18 protein-coding genes and 1 other RNA gene are annotated in these 18,759 nt (G+C 42.9%); 7 read left to right on the top strand and 12 right to left on the bottom strand.

Annotated elements, in window-relative coordinates:
* Window positions 1-72 precede the first annotated feature (72 nt).
* From IQQ51_RS04515 to IQQ51_RS04500, 4 genes are read right to left on the bottom strand one after another with little or no spacing between them, the layout of a single operon-like run.
* Window positions 73-483 carry a type IV pilus modification PilV family protein gene (locus tag IQQ51_RS04515; RefSeq protein WP_050052904.1) on the bottom strand — a complete coding sequence of 137 codons (411 nt, stop codon included), beginning with the start codon at window positions 481-483 and terminating at the stop codon, window positions 73-75.
* On the bottom strand, window positions 473-1,768 hold the full coding sequence (locus IQQ51_RS04510; protein WP_050052905.1) for a hypothetical protein: 1,296 nt from the start codon (window positions 1,766-1,768) through the stop codon (window positions 473-475). Before IQQ51_RS04510 ends, IQQ51_RS04515 begins: the two co-directional genes overlap by 11 nt.
* On the bottom strand, window positions 1,765-2,367 hold the full coding sequence (locus tag IQQ51_RS04505) for a PilW family protein (RefSeq protein ID WP_050052906.1): 603 nt from the start codon (window positions 2,365-2,367) through the stop codon (window positions 1,765-1,767). The genes IQQ51_RS04510 and IQQ51_RS04505 overlap by 4 nt, the downstream gene beginning before the upstream one ends.
* The gene (locus IQQ51_RS04500) at window positions 2,345-2,845 is read right to left on the bottom strand and encodes a pilus assembly FimT family protein (RefSeq protein WP_050052907.1); all 501 of its coding nucleotides are present in this window, start codon (window positions 2,843-2,845) and stop codon (window positions 2,345-2,347) included. Before IQQ51_RS04500 ends, IQQ51_RS04505 begins: the two co-directional genes overlap by 23 nt.
* A gap of 102 nt (window positions 2,846-2,947) precedes the next feature.
* Here IQQ51_RS04500 and IQQ51_RS04495 point away from each other — a divergent pair, with 102 nt between their 5' ends.
* Window positions 2,948-3,379 carry a type IV pilin protein gene (locus tag IQQ51_RS04495; RefSeq protein WP_193840510.1) on the top strand — a complete coding sequence of 144 codons (432 nt, stop codon included), beginning with the start codon at window positions 2,948-2,950 and terminating at the stop codon, window positions 3,377-3,379.
* 129 nt (window positions 3,380-3,508) lie between these two features.
* On the opposite strand, the gene dnaJ is transcribed toward IQQ51_RS04495, so the two are convergent.
* From dnaJ to grpE, 5 genes are all read right to left on the bottom strand, one after another.
* Window positions 3,509-4,657, bottom strand: coding sequence for a molecular chaperone DnaJ (gene dnaJ / locus IQQ51_RS04490; protein ID WP_081231169.1), 1,149 nt, complete (start codon window positions 4,655-4,657; stop codon window positions 3,509-3,511).
* A 284-nt stretch (window positions 4,658-4,941) separates the two neighbouring features.
* Window positions 4,942-6,855, bottom strand: a complete 1,914-nt coding sequence (gene dnaK, locus IQQ51_RS04485; RefSeq protein WP_017059868.1) for a molecular chaperone DnaK — start codon at window positions 6,853-6,855, stop codon at window positions 4,942-4,944.
* Window positions 6,856-7,243: 388 nt separating this feature from the next.
* On the bottom strand, window positions 7,244-8,281 hold the full coding sequence (locus IQQ51_RS04480; RefSeq protein ID WP_193840484.1) for a polysaccharide lyase family 7 protein: 1,038 nt from the start codon (window positions 8,279-8,281) through the stop codon (window positions 7,244-7,246).
* Window positions 8,282-8,539: 258 nt separating this feature from the next.
* Entirely contained in the window at window positions 8,540-9,814 is a 1,275-nt protein-coding gene (locus IQQ51_RS04475) for a dicarboxylate/amino acid:cation symporter (RefSeq protein WP_019823920.1), read from the bottom strand.
* 388 nt (window positions 9,815-10,202) lie between these two features.
* Entirely contained in the window at window positions 10,203-10,784 is a 582-nt protein-coding gene (gene grpE / locus IQQ51_RS04470; protein WP_017069543.1) for a nucleotide exchange factor GrpE, read from the bottom strand.
* A 143-nt stretch (window positions 10,785-10,927) separates the two neighbouring features.
* Between grpE and nadK the strand changes: the two genes are divergently transcribed.
* On the top strand, window positions 10,928-11,812 hold the full coding sequence (gene nadK / locus IQQ51_RS04465; protein ID WP_017066747.1) for an NAD(+) kinase: 885 nt from the start codon (window positions 10,928-10,930) through the stop codon (window positions 11,810-11,812).
* A gap of 139 nt (window positions 11,813-11,951) precedes the next feature.
* On the opposite strand, the gene IQQ51_RS04460 is transcribed toward nadK, so the two are convergent.
* The gene (locus IQQ51_RS04460) at window positions 11,952-12,239 is read right to left on the bottom strand and encodes a GIY-YIG nuclease family protein (protein WP_086775469.1); all 288 of its coding nucleotides are present in this window, start codon (window positions 12,237-12,239) and stop codon (window positions 11,952-11,954) included.
* Window positions 12,240-12,967: 728 nt separating this feature from the next.
* Here IQQ51_RS04460 and recN point away from each other — a divergent pair.
* Window positions 12,968-14,632, top strand: a complete 1,665-nt coding sequence (gene recN / locus IQQ51_RS04455; RefSeq protein ID WP_017059862.1) for a DNA repair protein RecN — start codon at window positions 12,968-12,970, stop codon at window positions 14,630-14,632.
* 167 nt (window positions 14,633-14,799) lie between these two features.
* Window positions 14,800-15,159 (top strand): outer membrane protein assembly factor BamE, encoded by a 360-nt coding sequence (bamE, locus tag IQQ51_RS04450; RefSeq protein ID WP_004735159.1) that lies wholly within the window; start codon window positions 14,800-14,802, stop codon window positions 15,157-15,159.
* Between the two features lie 189 nt (window positions 15,160-15,348).
* Here bamE and IQQ51_RS04445 read toward each other — a convergent pair whose 3' ends face one another.
* Together IQQ51_RS04445 and IQQ51_RS04440 are read right to left on the bottom strand one after the other, a co-directional pair.
* The gene (locus IQQ51_RS04445; RefSeq protein ID WP_017069541.1) at window positions 15,349-15,657 is read right to left on the bottom strand and encodes an RnfH family protein; all 309 of its coding nucleotides are present in this window, start codon (window positions 15,655-15,657) and stop codon (window positions 15,349-15,351) included.
* A gap of 3 nt (window positions 15,658-15,660) precedes the next feature.
* Window positions 15,661-16,089, bottom strand: coding sequence for an SRPBCC family protein (locus IQQ51_RS04440; RefSeq protein ID WP_012603332.1), 429 nt, complete (start codon window positions 16,087-16,089; stop codon window positions 15,661-15,663).
* A 119-nt stretch (window positions 16,090-16,208) separates the two neighbouring features.
* Here IQQ51_RS04440 and smpB point away from each other — a divergent pair, with 119 nt between their 5' ends.
* The 3 genes from smpB (at window position 16,209) to IQQ51_RS04425 (ending at window position 18,545) form a co-directional block, all read left to right on the top strand.
* On the top strand, window positions 16,209-16,694 hold the full coding sequence (gene smpB / locus IQQ51_RS04435) for an SsrA-binding protein SmpB (protein WP_004735156.1): 486 nt from the start codon (window positions 16,209-16,211) through the stop codon (window positions 16,692-16,694).
* Between the two features lie 66 nt (window positions 16,695-16,760).
* Window positions 16,761-17,127: a transfer-messenger RNA gene (ssrA, locus tag IQQ51_RS04430) on the top strand.
* Window positions 17,128-17,303: 176 nt separating this feature from the next.
* Window positions 17,304-18,545 (top strand): integrase domain-containing protein, encoded by a 1,242-nt coding sequence (locus IQQ51_RS04425; protein ID WP_102250027.1) that lies wholly within the window; start codon window positions 17,304-17,306, stop codon window positions 18,543-18,545.
* The last annotated feature ends 214 nt before the right edge of the window (window positions 18,546-18,759 follow it).

Below are 18,759 nucleotides of genomic sequence, written 5' to 3'. Positions count from 1 at the left end.
CAGAGTTTTAACTAGCACGCAAACAATGTCTGAGAAGAGCAAACTATCACGATATTGAAGTTATAAACCCAATCAATCAAACTCGCTGTATTTAGAAATCATGGTATGTAATTCGATCGCTTGATTATTACCAAACCGGTCTTCCCATGAGCTTGTTATCTGAACGGTTTTCAGCGCTCCAGATAAACTGTTCGTCACTGTCCAATCAAGTTGATATTTAACATGTGAGTGATCCATGCCATCAACAATATCCGTAGCAAAATTCGCAGGCGTTATACTCGATAAAGCAGCAGATGCGCCTCGAGTTCTAAACCATTCCAGCTTATTTTCAGCCAAATTCAAAGCTTCTACACTATGAATTGCAAAGTCAGACTTTTGCTCAACATATGTTTGTAACTTAATTAGCCCTAGCGAACCGACTCCTATCAATAAAAATGAAATGAGTACTTCAATTAGGCTAAAACCTTTTTGCTTATAAATCATTCCATGAACCTTTTTGCCATCTTGGCTTAGGTGAAAATTCGAACTCATCAATAACATCTGAATTGAATGAAAAATTCAGAGAGTTATTAAATAGCGCCATTTGCCCTTCTGTATCAAAAAATTGTCCCCCCGTGAAACTGAATGCGCCAGCTTGCGCATAAGTTGCATGGTATGGCGTAAGAGTGCTTGAAGAGCCATACATAGTATTAATTAGGTCACTAAATACTGAATTTACAAAAGGTTTCACTTCCGTCATCGAGTCCCATTGAGAAGGAGTGGGAGAGTAAGTATTATTAAAATGAAAAAATACACCGCTAATATCGCCAGAACCAGTAACCCCAAAAACACCATCATGAACAAGTAAAAACAAATCGGTTCCCGGGTGTGCAGCCTGTAAATTTACAATATTCGTCACATCAACTGGCGCTAGTTGGCAAGAGCCATCAATCCAAACTTTATTGGGCTGTCCATTCACTATTGAATCAGAAAATTGGCTATAGCAATCAACACTGCTAGAGGGCATTGAAACTTTAATAAATTCGTTATCTACATCATCACGAACCTCTTGCCACTTACTTTTATCGACTCCGAAAAAATCTTTAAAGGGGTCGATAGTGTCATCTTGCTGAATATCTAACCCAACATTATGAGAACTTATCACTCCAAAGGAGTTCTCCCATATCCCGGATTTAGCAGCTGTCGATGTCTTATGAGAAAGCTTACAATCCTTAGTGGGGTCATGCCCGGCTCCTGGAGATTCAATAGAACTACTTACGCCATGATTGGTAATACCAGTCGCAATAAACCTATATTTAACCACTGCCCCGATACACTCATAAGCTTCAGCAGCCGAATCAAATTCACCAGGGTCTGGTGGTGAAAAAAGTGCTGAGCCAAAAGAAATAACATCAGAAGTCGACTTCATAGCTCCATAACCAACTGAAGATGAAAAGATTATTTTTTTATTAACACTGCTATGACCAACTTGAGAAAGCAAAATTTCAGGGTTTGTAAAGTCAGCATTTAAGGAAGAAAAACTATACGAGTTACAAACTGTCGCCAAATTATTGGGTATTGATTGTAATTTTTGATTAACAATGTATGTAAACCCACACTCTAGACCTCCCTCTGCTTCCCAATGTTGCTTGCGCGCTTCTACTTCATTCTGAGATCTTTTTATTTGATAAAAAACAGAGCGATAACTACCAAAAGTCAACATTAACGCAGTAACTAGTAATACACTTGTTGTAAGTAAAACAACCGCACCTTGTTGATTTTTATTCATCGCCAATTCCTATTTTTTACAATCACACTTGATGAATAATTAACGGACGTATCTCCTACTAATTCAGCAGAAATCATAATGGTTGTAATACCTGAACTAACCCCTTGAGATACAATACTTGACTGATTCGCATGAAAATCAACGACTCTAATTTGATTAGGCTCAAAGATAGAAGAGCACCCACTAATCGCCGCTGATACTGTTTTTACGATGCTGGAGGGGCTATCACACACCTTGACCAAACCTGAATCAAATACAAAAGCGACATTTCGAATCTCTGATTGATGAGTGTAAGCATATGCAACCATTTTTGAATCAGGAGAAATATATAAAGTATCTGTGGAGCCTGATAATTTTAGAGATACACCAGTCCCTCCATCGTAGCCCGCACGCTGGATATCTTCTTTAAAGTATTGAAGAGCACCTGAAACTTGTTGTAATAGTAATAATTCTTTACTTCTCTCGGATGCGATGTTTTGTCCGGATATAAATACCGACCCCACACTTCCAATAACGACAATTCCCAAAATGGAAGAGAGCATAAATTCGACTAATGTTGCACCGAATTGCTGCCTCCTAAGTGCAGATTTGATACCCATAAAAATCTCCTTCTACACCACAAATTCTCATTCTTCCGGAAGTACGATATGTTATAAACTTTAAAGGCTTAGAGTTCATATCAAATAAGAGATGGCCATCTTTAGCTTTACCGTTTACTCCACTAAATTTAATTTGTTCAGAACTGTAGTTAACGGTGAAATCTACGTTTCGAAATGAAGCACCTTCCAGTGTAAGAATTGCCGTGCCAGTATTCGGAATATCGAATTCGGTCAATTCAATTTTCCAATCACCGGTGTCATTTGCATTACCATTCATTAAAAAATGAGCCCAAAGATCAGTATTTCTCATAACTGCCTCAGATTTTGCCTGCATCATAAAACCATTCAACTCAGTAGCTAACCGTTGCATCTTCACTGTTTCCGAGACAGAACTAAAACTTGGAGCGGCAACAGCCAACAATATAGAGAGCACTGATATGGTTATGAGTAGCTCTAAGAGGGTAAACCCGCGAGACATTTCCCAAATTCCTATGTAAACCGATACGTAACCGTATTTAATCTTGCAAGGATGCTACCACCGAAGAAAAATAGGCTGAATATAGAGAAGGAACTACTCGTGATGATTCGAAAAAATAAATGTAACAACAACAACTTAAGTTGCAAAGGGATGACATTGATCGAACTATTGGTCGCAGTAGCTATCCTTGGAGTGCTAACCGCTATCGCCTACCCAAGCTATACCGAACATGTAATTAAATCGCATAGAACAGCAGCATTAGCTGATATGGCAAAAATACAACTCACGCTTGAGCAGTCATACAACGGTGTCTATAACTGGGGCAGTATTATTTCAGGAGGGGCTTGTGCTATATGTGAGTCACCAAGTGATCGCTATGTATTTTCTGTCGCAAGTTCAAGCAGCATGGCATATACAATAACCGCCACGGCACAGTCAACTAAGGGGCAAAGTGGTGACTCTTGCTTAGGCACTCCCAAAACAATGACGCTCAAATCTTCAGGTGAAGAATCCCCTGTAAATTGCTGGAACTAATAGAAGTTAATATCCTTGGTACGAGTAAAGAATGACTAGGAATATACATAGCTGCATTTTTTAACTGAACGAGAAGATCAAAAAAGCCTGCACATAGGCAGGCTTTAAGATTTTCAAACCACGATCTAATTACTTAGTTAGGTCATCGAAGAAGTTTTTAACGCCGCTGAAGAAACCTTCAGACTTTGGCTTGTGCTTGCTTGCCGCTTCGCCACAACATGTTTCTTCGAATTCACGCAGTAGTTCTTTCTGGCGAGCGCTTAGCTTAACTGGAGTCTCAACCACTAGCTTAACGATTAGGTCACCCACACCGCCGCCACGAACGCCTTTCACGCCTTTGCCACGCATACGGAACATACGGCCCGTTTGTGTTTCTTCTGGCACTTTAAGGTTTACACGACCATCCAGTGTTGGAACTTCAACTTCACCGCCTAAAGCAGCCATAGAGAAGCTTACTGGAACTTCACAGTAAAGGTTATTGCCGTCACGCTCAAAGATGTTGTGCTCTTTTACGTGTACTTGTACGTACAGGTCGCCAGCTGGAGCGCCTTGCTCTCCCGCTTCGCCTTCGCCTGATAGACGAATACGATCGCCAGTATCAACACCAGCAGGGATCTTAACGTTAAGTGTTTTCGTCTTCTGTTTGCGACCTTGACCATGACATGAGTTACATGGGTCTTTGATGATCTTGCCTTTACCGTTACAAGTAGGACAAGTCTGTTGAACCGCAAAGAAACCTTGGCGCATTTGTACTTGGCCGTGGCCATGACAAGTGCCACACGTTTGTGCAGAAGAACCCGCTTTCGCGCCGCTGCCGTCACAAGTATCACACTCTACAAGTGTTGGTACTTCGATTTCTTTAGAAACACCACGAACCGCTTCTTCTAGAGAAAGTTCCATGTTGTAACGTAGATCTGAACCACGTTGTGCACGCTGTTGACCGCCACCACGACGACCGCCGCCGAAGATGTCGCCAAATACGTCACCGAAGATATCGCCGAAGTCACCTTGGCCACCGCCGCCGAAACCACCGCCGCCGCCCATGCCACCTTGTTCAAAGGCTGCATGACCGTATTGGTCGTAAGCTGCTTTCTTTTGAGAATCGGTTAGGATCTCGTACGCTACTTTTACTTCTTTAAACTTATCTGCTGCGGTCTCATCACCCTGGTTACGGTCCGGGTGGAATTTCATCGCTAAGCGTTTGTACGCTTTTTTAATATCGCGCTCTGATGCATCGCGGCTTACGCCTAATACTTCGTAAAAATCACGTTTTGACATGTTCTAGGTCACCAAAATAATTGCTACTACCGAATGATCACTTCAGTAGTCTGTGTATCAATCTAGATAAAAGTTCTGCCGGCTGAAATGCCGAATAAAGCTATTATCTAGATCGACAAGTCTAAATACAAATTTACGGGCGTGAGAGTTACCTCTGACGCCCGCAATAATAAGTCTTTGAGAAAAATTTCTAAGCAGATAGCTTGAGTCCTAAGTGGAAGCGCGGAGCCTACGTTAGTAGGTGGGCACTTCCGGTAACGAAATCAGGCTACTCTGCGACGAAATTATTTTTTGTCTTCTTTAACTTCTTCAAACTCAGCATCAACAACGTCGTCATCTTGCTTAGGCTGTTCACCAGCGTCAGCACCAGCTTGTTCAGCTTGAGCTTTCTGTTGAGCGATTTCCATTAGCTTTTGAGCTGCTTGCATAAGTTCTTGAACTTTAGCGTCGATAGCTTCTTTGTCGTTACCAGACTTAACTTCTTCTAGTGCCGTGATAGCCGCTTCGATTTTAGCTTTCTCGTCTGCAGGTAGAGCTTCACCAGCTTCTTCTACTTGCTTCTTAGTGCCGTGAATCATTTGGTCAGCTTGGTTACGTGCAGTTACTAGCTCTTCGAACTTTTTGTCCGCTTCTTTGTTAGCTTCTGCTTCTTGTACCATTGCTTCGATCTCTTCCTCAGACAGGCCGCCTGATGCTTGGATAGTGATCTTCTGCTCTTTACCTGTTGCTTTATCTTTAGCAGATACGTTCAGGATACCATCAGCATCTAGGTCGAATGTTACTTCGATTTGTGGCATGCCACGTGGTGCTGGTTGGATACCTTCTAGGTTGAACTGACCAAGAGACTTGTTGTAAGTCGCTTGCTTACGCTCACCTTGAAGAACGTGGATAGTTACTGCGTTTTGGTTGTCTTCAGCTGTAGAGAACACTTGATCCGCTTTAGTAGGGATAGTTGTGTTTTTCTCGATAAGCTTAGTCATCACGCCGCCCATCGTTTCGATACCGAAAGATAGAGGAGTAACGTCTAGTAGTAGAACGTCTTTCACGTCACCAGCTAGTACACCACCTTGAACAGCAGCACCCATTGCAACAGCTTCGTCAGGGTTCACGTCTTTACGTGGCTCTTTACCGAAGAATTCAGTTACTTTAGCTTGAACCATAGGCATACGAGTTTGACCACCAACTAGGATAACGTCAGTGATTTCGCCTACAGATAGGTCAGCATCTGCTAGAGCAACTTTTAGTGGCTCAAGAGAACGTTGAACTAGGTCTTCAACTAGAGACTCAAGCTTCGCACGAGTCACTTTGATGTTCATGTGCTTAGGACCAGTCGCATCAGCAGTAACGTAAGGTAGGTTTACGTCAGTTTGAGTAGTAGAAGAAAGCTCGATTTTCGCTTTTTCTGCTGCTTCTTTAACACGCTGCATTGCTAGTGGATCAGCTTTAAGGTCGATACCTTGCTCTTTCTTGAACTCATCTACTAGGTAGTTGATCATGCGGTTATCGAAATCTTCACCACCAAGGTGAGTATCACCGTTAGTTGAAAGAACTTCGAAAGTCTTCTCGCCTTCTACTTCATCGATTTCGATGATAGAGATATCGAATGTACCACCACCAAGGTCGTATACAGCGATAGTGCGATCACCACCTTGCTTGTCTAGGCCGTAAGCTAGAGCAGCAGCAGTTGGTTCGTTGATGATACGTTTAACATCTAGACCAGCGATACGGCCAGCATCTTTAGTTGCTTGACGTTGAGCATCGTTGAAGTAAGCAGGAACAGTAACAACTGCGCCAGTTACTTCTTCACCTAGGAAGTCTTCAGCTGTTTTCTTCATTTTCTTAAGAACTTCAGCAGATACTTGAGGAGCAGCCATTTTTTGGCCTTGCGCTTCAACCCATGCATCACCGTTATCAGCTTTAACAATGTTAAAAGGCATGATTTCGATATCGCGTTGAACTTCTTCATCTTCAAAACGACGACCGATTAGACGCTTAATTGCGTATAGCGTGTTTTGAGGGTTAGTAACTGCTTGACGTTTCGCAGGTTGACCAACTAGCGTCTCGCCGTCAGTGTATGCGATTACCGATGCTGTTGTGCGTTCGCCTTCAGCATTTTCTAGTACGCGTGGTTTGTCGCCGTCTAAAACAGCAACACAAGAGTTAGTAGTACCTAAATCAATACCAATGATTCGACCCATCAGGCTATCTCCGAAATATAATCTATATTAGTTTTTGCTATACCCACATATGTGGGGGGCGGTAATCAGGGATTCAACCCTAATACACAAAATTTAAGTGCAAATGTAATTTGCTTTCGTATGCACCATAGATAAGGGCTGCAAACTGGTTTTCAAGGGAATAAGTAAAAAAAATCTATTTTTTCCCGTATCTTTTTACATAAAGGTAAAAAGTGACCGATCCCTTGCCAATTAAGGGTCCGATGTTGAGAAAGTCTCGCATTTGTCGCCACATTGAAACCTCAACCCTATTCCAAATGCCATAAAAAAAGACCTTCATGTAGAAGGTCTTTTTCAAATAGATATTAATCAGTTAAATATTATTCAAATGATTACTGATTCAGCCATGTTATTGATTAAGCACTAACTGGTAGAAGCTCGCTTGAGTGTAATCACCCGCTTCCATACCACGCCATTCACAGGCAGAGCTCGACTTCTTGGTGTTGCATTGATTGTATGCGCCCGCCTTGAAGTACATCCAGTCCTGTCCATAACCAAGGTCGATATCATGCCCCTGATATTTACCCTTAGCCAAATCAACATCATACGTCTTCACAATTGGATCGGCTGAATTTGGATTCTTAGTAAAGGTTAAGTGCATGATGTTGTCTTTGATGTTCACATCGTATGAGAACACTTCACCTAGCTTGATACCATCAGCAGGATCCGAGCTGCCTTTTTTCAGATTGTATTGACCAAACACATCATGGCGAATGTCTTTACGAAGTTTCTTTCCGTTTTCATCCTTCGCATTTTTCATCTCTGTCGGCGGGTTTAATTCATAGTTCCACGTTAACGAACCATGCTCATGCTCCGGCAGTTTACGGTAAACAATTTTCAGAGGCTCATTGTCTGAACCATGAATTTGGCCAATCACTACCGAGAATGCGCCTGTTTTTTTGTAGCTACCGCTGGTACTTACTTGATCAACAGAAAGTGTTGCCGTCATTTGACCACCGATAGAACCAAACTCTTCTGCATTTTCATGGCTTGAAATCGCGAAGTTGTTGCTCGGCGCCGAGTAGCTGTCTGCCAGCATCGCTCTTAGTTCACTACGAGTATTCTTACTGTTTGGTGTCGTTGGTGCTGTATTCGGAGCCACAAACACCATCGCGCCAGATTCGGCATCAGTGTAGAACCATTTAGGATGAACGTAAGGTGTGTCTACATTCGACAACTCTTGCTTACCGATCTCCAATGTTTTGCCTTTTCTAGAGCCTTCTGTTGTTAGCTCCGGTAGGTTAATTTTCCATTTAGATAAATCGAAGTTTTGTGCAGGCGCTTTTGCTGGATCAAGATTGAACTCTTGACCAATATCGTGATTAGAAGCGAGAGCGGGAGCCGCTAAGAGGCTAGCAGTCAGTAGGCTAAGGTAAGACAACTTCATTATTTGGTTTCCTTTATGTCGTCATAATGTAGGTTGTCAGAACAATAAAATAATATTGTATTATTATATGTGATCTATATTAAATATTGAAAACTGATGACCAATTCAGCGCGAGTAAAAAGAAAAAATGAGACTTCGCACCAACACAGCCCCCTCTTTTAACTCAGCAGCAGACAGCCCAAAGTACCGAACAGCAGAAATAAAAAAGCCCCGCTCTGGTTGAGCGGGGCTTCGCAATTATCAAGTCTTAATTAAGAATTAAGCTTCTGCTTTTTGTAGCTCAGCTTCTTCGTTAGCTTCAACGCCAATTTCGTTTTCAGATTTAGCAACGATAGTGTTAACCGCTGTATCACCGACTACGTTTGAAGAAGTACAGAACATGTCACAGATACGGTCAACAGCAGCAACAATCGCTAGACCTTCTGGTGGTAAACCTAGTTGGTGCAATAGAACACCGACCATCACAACACCGCCACCAGGAACACCACCAGCACCGATAGACAGTAGCAGGATAGTTAGACCTAGAGTGAAGATATCAGCAGTGTTGATTGGCTGACCAAACGCGTTTGCTACGAACATAGTTGCTAGTGCGATGTAGATAGATACACCAGACATGTTCATTGTTGCACCTAGTGGTACACCGAAACCTGCTACTGACTTAGATACGTTTAGTTTGTCAGTAAGAGTACGCATTGTTACTGGGATTGTTGCATTCGAACTTGCTGTAGATAGTGAGAATAGAACTTGCTCACGAGTTGCACGTAGGAACTGCTTTGGAGAAATACCAGTGAATGAACCAACCATCATTGGGTAGAAGAAGAAAATCCAGAACACAAGCATTGCAACCACAAGCGCCACATAACCAGCAACTGACATTAGCGTGTCTGCATCCAGTGTTGCGCCCAGTTGAATCATCAGAGCAAATACACCGTAAGGCGCCAAGCTCATTACTAGGCCGATAAGCTTCATCATGATTTCATTAGCCATCTTGAATGTCTTGATAGCTGGGCCACCACGAGAATCAAGCGCTTGAATAGCAAGACCTGTCAAAATTGCCATGAAGATGATTTGCAGCATGTCGCCGCTTGCAAACGCTTCTACAGGGTTGCTAGGAACGATGTTAACAACAAGAGAGAAGATGTCTGGTGTTTCAGTTGTTGTAAGCGCAATTGTCTCAGAAACCGTACCGGCTAGATTCGCACCTGCACCAGGTTGGAAAATAAGACCAATCGTTAGCGCTGCCGAAATCGCGATGATGGTGTTAATAATGTAAAGACCAAAGGTTTTACCACCAAGACGACCAAATGAACGAATATCTTTTAGCTCAACAATACCGCAAACAATAGATACGTATACAAGAGGAACTACAAGCAATTTGATAAGTGATACGAACATACCACCAGCACCTTCGGCAGCGCCAAGTAGATACGTATCAAAAATAGCAATACCGCTGAATAGGTACTGAATAGCAGTACCAATAAGTAGACCGGCGAACAAGCCTACAAAAATTTTACTTGAGAGCGATTTATCCATCGTTCTTCTCCAGTTTGTTGTGTTTAAAATTTGTACTTTTATAGTTATATATGCGACCAAAATCGCTATATGGCAGTGGATTTTACATACAAAGATAACAATTAAAAGTATTTATTTACAAAAACATCACAAATGTGACATCAAAACATTTACTCAATCACAACAAGTTTCATAACACAAAACTCTAAATCGCTGATCTGAATGAAATAAAAAGAACGACATTCTTAATGCGGTTTTGATGCTTATTTACGTGGACTCTCAAGTTACAGGCACAAAAAAAGAGAGGCCTATGCCTCTCTTTTTATTTTACGTAAACCAGTGATTTATTTTGTCGCAGCGACTAACTCAGTCAATGCGCCAGTCAATCACTTGGCAACGTAATTCGTCATTACTTAGCAACCATAACCATCGCTGGGCGAACCACACGACCGTTTAGTTCGTAGCCTTTTTGCATCACAAACATAACTGTGTTTGATTCGTGATCTGGGCTTTCTTGGATAGACATCGCTTGGTGGAATTCAGGGTTGAACGCTTCACCTTCAGGGTTGATCTCTTTAAGACCAAACTTAGCAACTGTGTCTACGAAAGTTTTGTGCGTTAGCTCAACACCTTCATACAGTGGCTTAACCACTTCGTTTTCAGCGTCTGCCGCTTGCATTGCACGCTCTAGGTTGTCGATTACAGGAAGCAGACCTTCAGCAAACTTGTTCAAAGCGAATTTACGCGCTTTATCAATTTCTTGCTCGCTACGGCGACGCATGTTTTCAACTTCAGCTTTCGCGCGAAGAACAGAATCTTGCTGCTCTTTCACTTTAGATTCGCTAGAAAGCAGTGCAGCTTCCAGTTGAGCGATTTTTGCTTCCTGCTCATCAGCAGCGTCTTCATTCAGTTCAGCTTCTTCAACTTTCTCAGCTTCAGCGATGATCTGATCTAGCTCTGCTTCGGTTACTTTGTTTTCTTCGTTGCTCATGATATCTCCAGAATTCGTTTTCAATGCAAGTGACAGGCGTGTTTGCGCCCCAAATTGATATAAAACACTCGCATAGACGTTCAACTTGCCTTTATTATGGGGATGAAGAATTTTGATTCAAGCCTAATTCGTTTGGAAACGTTATGAAAAAGCCATTTGAAGTCATCGCCATTATCGGTAAACCTCGAGATCAGCAAGCAATTCAGACTCATAGAGAGCTCTATCAGTGGTTAAGTGCTGAGGGTTATCAAGTGTTTGTTGATGACAGACTCGCCACTATTTTAGACGACATCCCAAAAGAACATTTTTCTAGCCTGATTGAATTAGGTAAACGCGCCGATCTCGCCATTGTGGTCGGTGGTGACGGAAATATGCTCGGTGCCGCTAGAATCTTGTCACGTTTCGACATTTCAGTGATTGGTGTTAACCGAGGCAACCTTGGTTTCCTAACCGATCTGAACCCTGAAAACTTCCAGAGCGCGCTTACCGATGTACTCAAAGGCGAGTTCATGGAAGAAGAGCGCTTCTTACTTGAAACGGAAATTCATCGTCACGGCCAGATAAAAAGCCACAATGCAGCCCTTAATGAGGCTGTACTGCACCCCGGCCAAGTTGCTCACATGATCGAGTTCGAAGTGTATATCGATGACAGCTTCGCCTTCTCACAGCGCTCTGATGGCTTAATCGTCTCAACACCGACAGGTTCTACCGCCTACTCGCTGTCTGGCGGCGGCCCTATCCTGTCATCAAGCCTAAATGCTATCTCACTCGTGCCAATGTTCCCGCACACCCTTTCAAGCCGCCCACTTGTCGTGGATGGCAAGCGTCGTATCAAGCTGATCGTATCGCCTGATAACCGCGGAACTCAGGAAGTGAGCTGCGATGGTCAAATCTCACTGCCTGTTTCTCCTGGTGATGAGATCCACATTTACCAAAGCCCAAATGTGCTCAAACTGATCCACCCTAAAGACTACAACTACTACCACGTTCTACGTAACAAGCTAGGCTGGTCGAGCAAGCTGTTCTAAGTGAAAAGCGAATGATTTTGAAAGGCTGACGACATTCGTCAGCCTTTTTTATTGCCGATTAAAAGCCCACCATCTCTACTTTTACGCCAATCCACCACATCGTCATCCCCAAAAGGGAGAGACGACTGAGTTGGGAGTATCATAATATTTCGTCGTAGAGATCACGTCGACTAGGGTTCAATTCACTAATCAACGTTTCCTTCCATAAACGATTCCATTTCTTTAGCTGCTTTTCCCTCTCAATCGCGGATCTGAAGTCTTCGAAAACTTCAAAATAGACTAACTTGTCAACATTGTACTTCTTAGTAAAACCTTCAACATTTCCCGCTTTATGCAGCCAGGTTCTTTGCTTAAGGTTCCCAGTAACGCCTATGTACAAAACTGAATTCGAACGATTAGCTAGAATGTAAATTGCAGGTCGCTTCATCCTTCCTCCTTAATGTTGAGCTCTTAAAACTAACAAAGGCTGAAGAACCAAGAGTATTAAATAAGAACTAACAAACGAGATTCCCTATCACGCTCCTTCGTCGCTGTAGGGAATGACGACAACGAACACCAAAACTCAAGAATGACCGTCATTCCAGAACCGAGGAACGAGGTATCTGGAGTCCCTGACATCCAAACAAACTACAAAAACAGATCCCCTATCACGCTCCTACGTCGCTGTAGGGGATGACGACAACGAACACCAAAACTCAAGAATGACCGTCATTCCAGAACCGAGTAACTAGGTATCTGGAATCTCTGACATCCAAAAAAACTACAAAAACAGATCCTCTATCACGCTCCTACGTCACTGTAGGGGATGACGACAACGAACACCAAAACTCAAGAATGACCGTCATTCCAGAACTGAGGAACGAGGTATCTGGAATCTCTTAACCTTATAAATACCAACGCACAAAACAGATTCCCTATCTAGCTCATTCGTCATTTAAGGGAATAACGCTGACTCACCTCAAGCACATACTAAACCTTCATTCCCAAGAGGGAGGAACGACTGAGTTGGGAATCTATAGCGGTTTCAGTGATCTACAGACAAGCTCAATTCTGAGAGCTGTCGCAAAAAATTTTCACCTGTCGACTTTACTGTATAAAGAAACAGTATATACTGAGCTTATATACAGTATTGTTCAGTTATACAGGTAAATAAAAATGCTGGCTCATTTAAGTGTTAATAATTTCGCTATTGTTAAGTCTTTACAGCTAGAACTCTCTAAAGGCATGACAACAATCACCGGGGAAACTGGTGCGGGTAAATCTATCGCTATCGATGCTTTAGGCTTATGCCTTGGAGGAAGATCCGATGCAGGAATGGTTCGACAAGGTGAAGAAAAAACCGAAGTCAGTGCCGCTTTTTTACTTGAGAACAATCTGCATGCTACCCGCTGGTTAGAAGACAACGAATTGCTTGATGGCAGTGAGTGCATCCTGCGCAGAACCATCTCAAAAGAAGGTCGTTCTCGTGCATTCATCAACGGTAGCCCTGTCCCTCTTTCGCAATTGAAATCGCTAGGACAACTGTTGATCAATATCCATGGTCAACATGCGCATCACCAGTTGATGAAAAGCGATTACCAAATGGCCATGCTTGATCAATACGCAGGCCACTTGAATCTATTGAAATCAACACGTAATGCTTACCAAGCGTGGCGACAAGCGGATAACCACTTAAAAGAGTTACGTGAAAATAGCCAGCAAAACCAAGCTCAAAAACAACTTCTTGAATACCAAATCAAAGAGTTAAATGAGCTGTCTATTGGGGAGGAAGAATATGAAGACCTCGAACAAGAGCATAAGCGCCTCTCCAATAGCGGAGAACTGGCCACAACCTGTCAGCAAGCTATCGAGCTTATTTATGAAGGCGAAGAAGTTAATGCGCTTGGTATTCTGCAATCGGCCAATAACTCCTTAATTCAGCTAGCTGAGCTAGATGAAAGATTAGCCGAGTTACCAAACTTGCTTTCCGAAGCCATTATTCAGATTGAAGAGACCAACAACGAGTTAAGAACATACCTAGACAGCATTGATGTTGATCCCGGTCGTATGGCTTACGTTGAGGAGCGCTTCTCTAAAGTGATGTCGATGTCTCGTAAACACCACGTGTTACCTGAAGAGCTGTATAAGCACCATCAAGACTTACTACAACAAGTTGAAGCGCTTGATTGCTCTGATGAAAAATTAGAAGAACTGGCAAACGAGGTAGAAAACCAATACCAATCGTTCGTTGCGAAATCCGAGAAGCTTCATAAATCTCGAACTCGTTACGCAAAAGAGCTCAACAAGCTGATCACGCAAAGCATGCACGAACTGAGCATGGAAAAAGCGCAGTTTGCCATTGAAGTGAACAACACCAACACACACCCTTCTCCATTGGGTATGGATAACGTGACCTTCATTGTTTCGACCAACCCAGGCCAACCAATGCAGCCGATTGCGAAAGTGGCCTCTGGTGGTGAGTTATCACGAATCTCACTGGCAATTCAGGTGATCACAGCGCAAAAAGTGGACACACCAAGCCTGATTTTCGATGAAGTCGATGTGGGTATCAGTGGACCAACCGCTGCGGTTGTCGGAAAAATGCTACGTAAGCTAGGCGAGTCTACGCAAGTGATGTGTGTGACGCACTTACCTCAAGTTGCCGGTTGCGGTCACCAACAGCTGTTTGTAGCGAAGAACACGAAATCAGGTAAAACCGAGACTCAAATGCACACGCTTGATGAGCAACAACGCGTTTCAGAGCTTGCTCGACTGCTTGGTGGCAGCCAGATTACCGAATCGACGCTTGCCAACGCAAAAGAGTTATTAATCGCAGCTTAGGTTACATATTCAGCAACTTTCTGATAATTTACCGAAAAATCTTGGCAATTTTGCAACTTAATTCAAAATTGCCAGTCATAACAAGCTCAAAGCGCAAGGAGCTTTTTACTTCTTGCTGGAGCTTGTTTATTATCAGGCAGTATTTTAGCGAAGAAAGATCTCAAACTATGCGAATTAAAAAGTGGTTAGTTGCAGTTCCACTTGCACTAACAATGTTGACCGGTTGCTCTCTATTAGAGAAGTTGGTTTATCGAATTGACATCAATCAGGGTAACTATGTTGAACAGGAAGCTGTCGACCAGCTCAAGTTTGGCATGACAAAAACACAAGTTCGTTACGTTATGGGCTCACCTATGCTTATCGAAAATGGCTACCCAGATACGTGGTACTACATTTACCACCACCAAAAAGGCCATGAAGACCCGATTCAGAAGAACCTAGTCGTAAATTTTGATGCCACTGGCACTCTAGTAACGATCAATGGTGATTTTGAAGCCAGTGATGAGTTCTTCGAAAGCCTTCGCTAGCTTTCCAGTCAACAAAGCTCTCAGCCGACAAAGCTATCAATCGACAGAGCAAGAATCGCAAAAGCCTGCTCATATGAGCAGGCTTTTTAATATCTGCTAACAAATGAGACTGTAGACTGTATTGTCTAACCAACAGATGAAAAAAAGCTCGCTAATGCGAGCTTCTTTATCATTCAAATTTGTTTGGTATTACGATTTAGCCGCCGCTTTCGCTTGTTCAGCACGCTTACGGCGAATTTCTTTTGGATCGGCTAACAGTGCGCGGTAGATTTCGATACGATCTTTATCGCGAACCGTCGCATCAAGCTTAACGTTACGACTGAACACGCCAACCTTATTTTTCGCTAAGTCGATCTCTGGATACAGTTCCAAAACACCAGACTGCGCAATAATCTCTTCAACGGTCGCGTTCTTATTTACCACTAAGGTAAATACACGCTGCTCATGTGGAAGCGCAAACACAACTTCTACGTGGATCATATCTGATTCAATAGTCATGGCTTAATAAACCTGTTTCGCGCGTTGAGTAAAAGCACTGACCATATTGCTCGTCAACTCATTGAAAACCTTACCAAATGCCATTTCAATCATTCGGCTAGAGAATTCAAACTCCAACTTAAGCTCAACCTTACACGCTTGATCGTCAAGCGGAGTGAAATACCAACCACCCTGCAGTTTCTTAAATGGGCCATCCACCAGCTCCATCAAGATCTCAGCGCCATCCGCTAAGCGGTTAGACGTAGTAAATGTTTTGCTGATACCGGCTTTAGATACATCAACCGAAGCCACCATAGCTGAATCTGAAGATTCGATCACACGTGAACCAGAACACCCTGGCAAAAACTCGTGATAACGAGCAACATCATTGACCAAGCTGAACATCTGGTCGGCACTAAACGACACTAATGCTGAACGAGTAACCTTTGGCATATAGACTCCTGTTAAAGACAGCGTTACATTAACACAAACTGCAATTTTAATTGTATTGGGCCAGAGCGCAAATAAAAAGGATTCCCCAACTAGGGCGCAATCCGTATAATGAGGCCATTATGGCAAAGAATAAATCAAAATCAAAAGCCGGTAGTAATACCATTGCGCTTAATAAGAAAGCTCGCCACGAATATTTCATCGATGATGAGATAGAAGCGGGGCTTGAGCTACAAGGCTGGGAAGTAAAATCCCTACGTGAAGGCAAAACCAATATCGCAGAAAGCTACGTTTACATCCGAGATGGCGAAGCATTCATCAGTGGTATGACGATCACTCCGCTGACTCAGGCGAGTACTCATATCGTGGCGAACCCAACACGTATCCGTAAACTCCTGATGTCGAGAAAAGAACTCGACAACCTTATCGGTCGTATTAACCGTGAAGGCATGACACTTGTCGCAACCGCACTTTACTGGTCTCGCTCTTGGGCGAAGATTAAAGTTGGCGTAGCGAAAGGTAAAAAGCTGCACGATAAACGTACTGATATGAAAGAAAAAGATTGGGCGAGAGATAAAGCACGAATTATGAAGAGTAATTTGCGTTAATTTTAAGCACTTAAACGCACAGTGCTAGACAGGGTAAGCTTTTCTGGTACTATGCAAATAACACTTGGGGCTGATTTAGGATTCGACAGGAATTTTGAAGTCTGAGGTGCATGCCGTGGGGCGGTTGGCCACGTTAAAAGCCGCAAAAAAATAGTCGCAAACGACGAAAACTACGCACTAGCAGCTTAATAACCTGCTCAGAGCTCTCTTACCCTAGCTTCCGCTCGTAAGACGGGGACCAATAAGAGATCAAACCCAAACTAGCTAGCGTGGCTTCTCCCACCTGAGAGGAAAAGCGCGAATTATAATTCAGGTTAGCCTTTAACTAGCGTGTCGGTTCGCAGGTTGCTGGTGAAATTAAAGATCGACTAAGCATGTAGTACCAATGATGAATGATTTTTGGACGCGGGTTCAACTCCCGCCAGCTCCACCAATTCAACATTTAAAGACGTCTTCGGACGTCTTTTTTTGTATCTAAACCCTATAAAAATCAACAACCTACATCCAGCAGCGTCTTTTCACGTCTTGTAGAAGCTCAAACTTCATTTACCCAAAGTGTTACCCAATGTAGAATTACCTAAAGTATTGGGTAAATGGGTAGGTTCTGAAATGACAAAGATTACAGGTAAGATAACGGACGCTAAACTCAAGAACGCAAAGCCAAAGACTGGTGAATACATAATTTCAGTAGGAGATGGCTTACAGTTACGCGTGTTGCCTAATGGCACAAAATCATGGCGTATGATCTACAAAAGCCCAGAAACCGGTAAGCAAACCAAAATGAGTTTGGGAACCTATCCCGTATTAGACTTATCCGATGCTAAAGAGATTAACTTTGAACACCGTAAGCTAATCGCAAAGGGGATAGACCCCAAAACTAAGAAAGCACAGGAGAAAGAAGAACAGAAAGTCTTAACTGAACATGTATTCATTAACATCGCTACTGAATGGTTTAAACTAAAGAAAACGCAAGTCACACCCAACTATGCCGATGACATCTGGCGATCATTAGAGAGAAACATATTTCCTACCCTAGCTCAAACTCCCATTAGCCACATTACTGCTCCGATGGTAATTGAATTGCTTCGCCCTATAGAAGCCAAAGGTAGCTTGGAAACAATTAAACGCCTCTGTCAACGTATGAATGAGATTATGGGGTACGCGGTGAACTCTGGAGTCATTCATTCAAACCCCTTAACAAACATCAAAGCCGTTTTCCAAAAGCCCGAAAAGCAACACATGAAGGCGATTGCTCCTCAAGAGCTCCCTGTGCTTATGAAAAGCATTGCTAATGCCAGCATAAAAAAAACCACTCGTTGTTTATTAGAATGGCAGTTGCACACTATGACCCGCCCAGCGGAAGCAAGCAATGCTCGTTGGGCAGAGTTAGATTTAGAACATGCAATATGGGTGATTCCTGCTGAACGGATGAAAAAGAGAAAAGAGCACCGTGTGCCTTTGACTCCTCAGATGATTTTGATATTGGAAACGATGAAACCTATTAGTGGACATCGGGAGTTCATCTTCCCTTCTGATAAAGACCCCAAAAAACCATGTCATAGCCAAACAGCTAATGCAGCATTAAAGCGTATGGGATTTGCTGGGCGCCTTGTTTCTCACGGTCTACGCTCTATCGCTAGCACAACGCTTAATGAGCAAGGGTTTGATTATGATGTTATTGAGGCTTGCCTTGCTCATGTTGATAAAAACCAAATACGCGGTGCATACAACCGTACGGACTATCTAGAACGTAGACGTAAAGTAATGTGCTGGTGGAGTGAGCATATTGAACAAAGTAGCCAAGGAAGTTATAGCGTCACTGGCACGGCTAATATCAAGCTTGCAGGGTAGATTCTTTTAACCTCACGACCACTTATCAGGCTTTGTCGGAGGGTTAAGGTTGAGGCTAAAACTGACACTTGTTAGCTTAGAGCGTTACCTGTCAATTTTTACGGTAAGGGGGCGCTGAGTTCGTCTTGCGCTGCGTTCTCTAGTTGTTTGTTCTTATCAGTTAATTCTAAAAGTTGATCTTTCAATTCTTCGATCTCATTTTCAAGTGAGCTAA

The organism is Vibrio sp. OPT18, from assembly GCF_015163615.1.
Classification (GTDB): domain Bacteria; phylum Pseudomonadota; class Gammaproteobacteria; order Enterobacterales; family Vibrionaceae; genus Vibrio; species Vibrio coralliirubri.
This window is presented reverse-complemented; position numbering and strand designations above follow the sequence as displayed.

What these genes read in the sequence shown, in the direction of transcription:
- IQQ51_RS04515 (WP_050052904.1), bottom strand. Translation starts at nt 483, where the DNA reads ATGATTTATAAGCAAAAAGGTTTTAGCCTAATTGAAGTACTCATTTCA.
- IQQ51_RS04495 (WP_193840510.1), top strand. Translation starts at nt 2,948, where the DNA reads ATGATTCGAAAAAATAAATGTAACAACAACAACTTAAGTTGCAAAGGG.
- dnaK (WP_017059868.1), bottom strand. Translation starts at nt 6,855, where the DNA reads ATGGGTCGAATCATTGGTATTGATTTAGGTACTACTAACTCTTGTGTT.
- nadK (WP_017066747.1), top strand. Translation starts at nt 10,928, where the DNA reads ATGAAAAAGCCATTTGAAGTCATCGCCATTATCGGTAAACCTCGAGAT.
- IQQ51_RS04500 (WP_050052907.1), bottom strand. Translation starts at nt 2,845, where the DNA reads ATGTCTCGCGGGTTTACCCTCTTAGAGCTACTCATAACCATATCAGTG.
- recN (WP_017059862.1), top strand. Translation starts at nt 12,968, where the DNA reads ATGCTGGCTCATTTAAGTGTTAATAATTTCGCTATTGTTAAGTCTTTA.
- IQQ51_RS04445 (WP_017069541.1), bottom strand. Translation starts at nt 15,657, where the DNA reads ATGACTATTGAATCAGATATGATCCACGTAGAAGTTGTGTTTGCGCTT.
- IQQ51_RS04460 (WP_086775469.1), bottom strand. Translation starts at nt 12,239, where the DNA reads ATGAAGCGACCTGCAATTTACATTCTAGCTAATCGTTCGAATTCAGTT.
- smpB (WP_004735156.1), top strand. Translation starts at nt 16,209, where the DNA reads ATGGCAAAGAATAAATCAAAATCAAAAGCCGGTAGTAATACCATTGCG.
- IQQ51_RS04480 (WP_193840484.1), bottom strand. Translation starts at nt 8,281, where the DNA reads ATGAAGTTGTCTTACCTTAGCCTACTGACTGCTAGCCTCTTAGCGGCT.
- IQQ51_RS04505 (WP_050052906.1), bottom strand. Translation starts at nt 2,367, where the DNA reads ATGGGTATCAAATCTGCACTTAGGAGGCAGCAATTCGGTGCAACATTA.
- bamE (WP_004735159.1), top strand. Translation starts at nt 14,800, where the DNA reads ATGCGAATTAAAAAGTGGTTAGTTGCAGTTCCACTTGCACTAACAATG.
- IQQ51_RS04440 (WP_012603332.1), bottom strand. Translation starts at nt 16,089, where the DNA reads ATGCCAAAGGTTACTCGTTCAGCATTAGTGTCGTTTAGTGCCGACCAG.
- IQQ51_RS04425 (WP_102250027.1), top strand. Translation starts at nt 17,304, where the DNA reads ATGACAAAGATTACAGGTAAGATAACGGACGCTAAACTCAAGAACGCA.
- IQQ51_RS04510 (WP_050052905.1), bottom strand. Translation starts at nt 1,768, where the DNA reads ATGAATAAAAATCAACAAGGTGCGGTTGTTTTACTTACAACAAGTGTA.
- IQQ51_RS04475 (WP_019823920.1), bottom strand. Translation starts at nt 9,814, where the DNA reads ATGGATAAATCGCTCTCAAGTAAAATTTTTGTAGGCTTGTTCGCCGGT.
- dnaJ (WP_081231169.1), bottom strand. Translation starts at nt 4,657, where the DNA reads ATGTCAAAACGTGATTTTTACGAAGTATTAGGCGTAAGCCGCGATGCA.
- grpE (WP_017069543.1), bottom strand. Translation starts at nt 10,784, where the DNA reads ATGAGCAACGAAGAAAACAAAGTAACCGAAGCAGAGCTAGATCAGATC.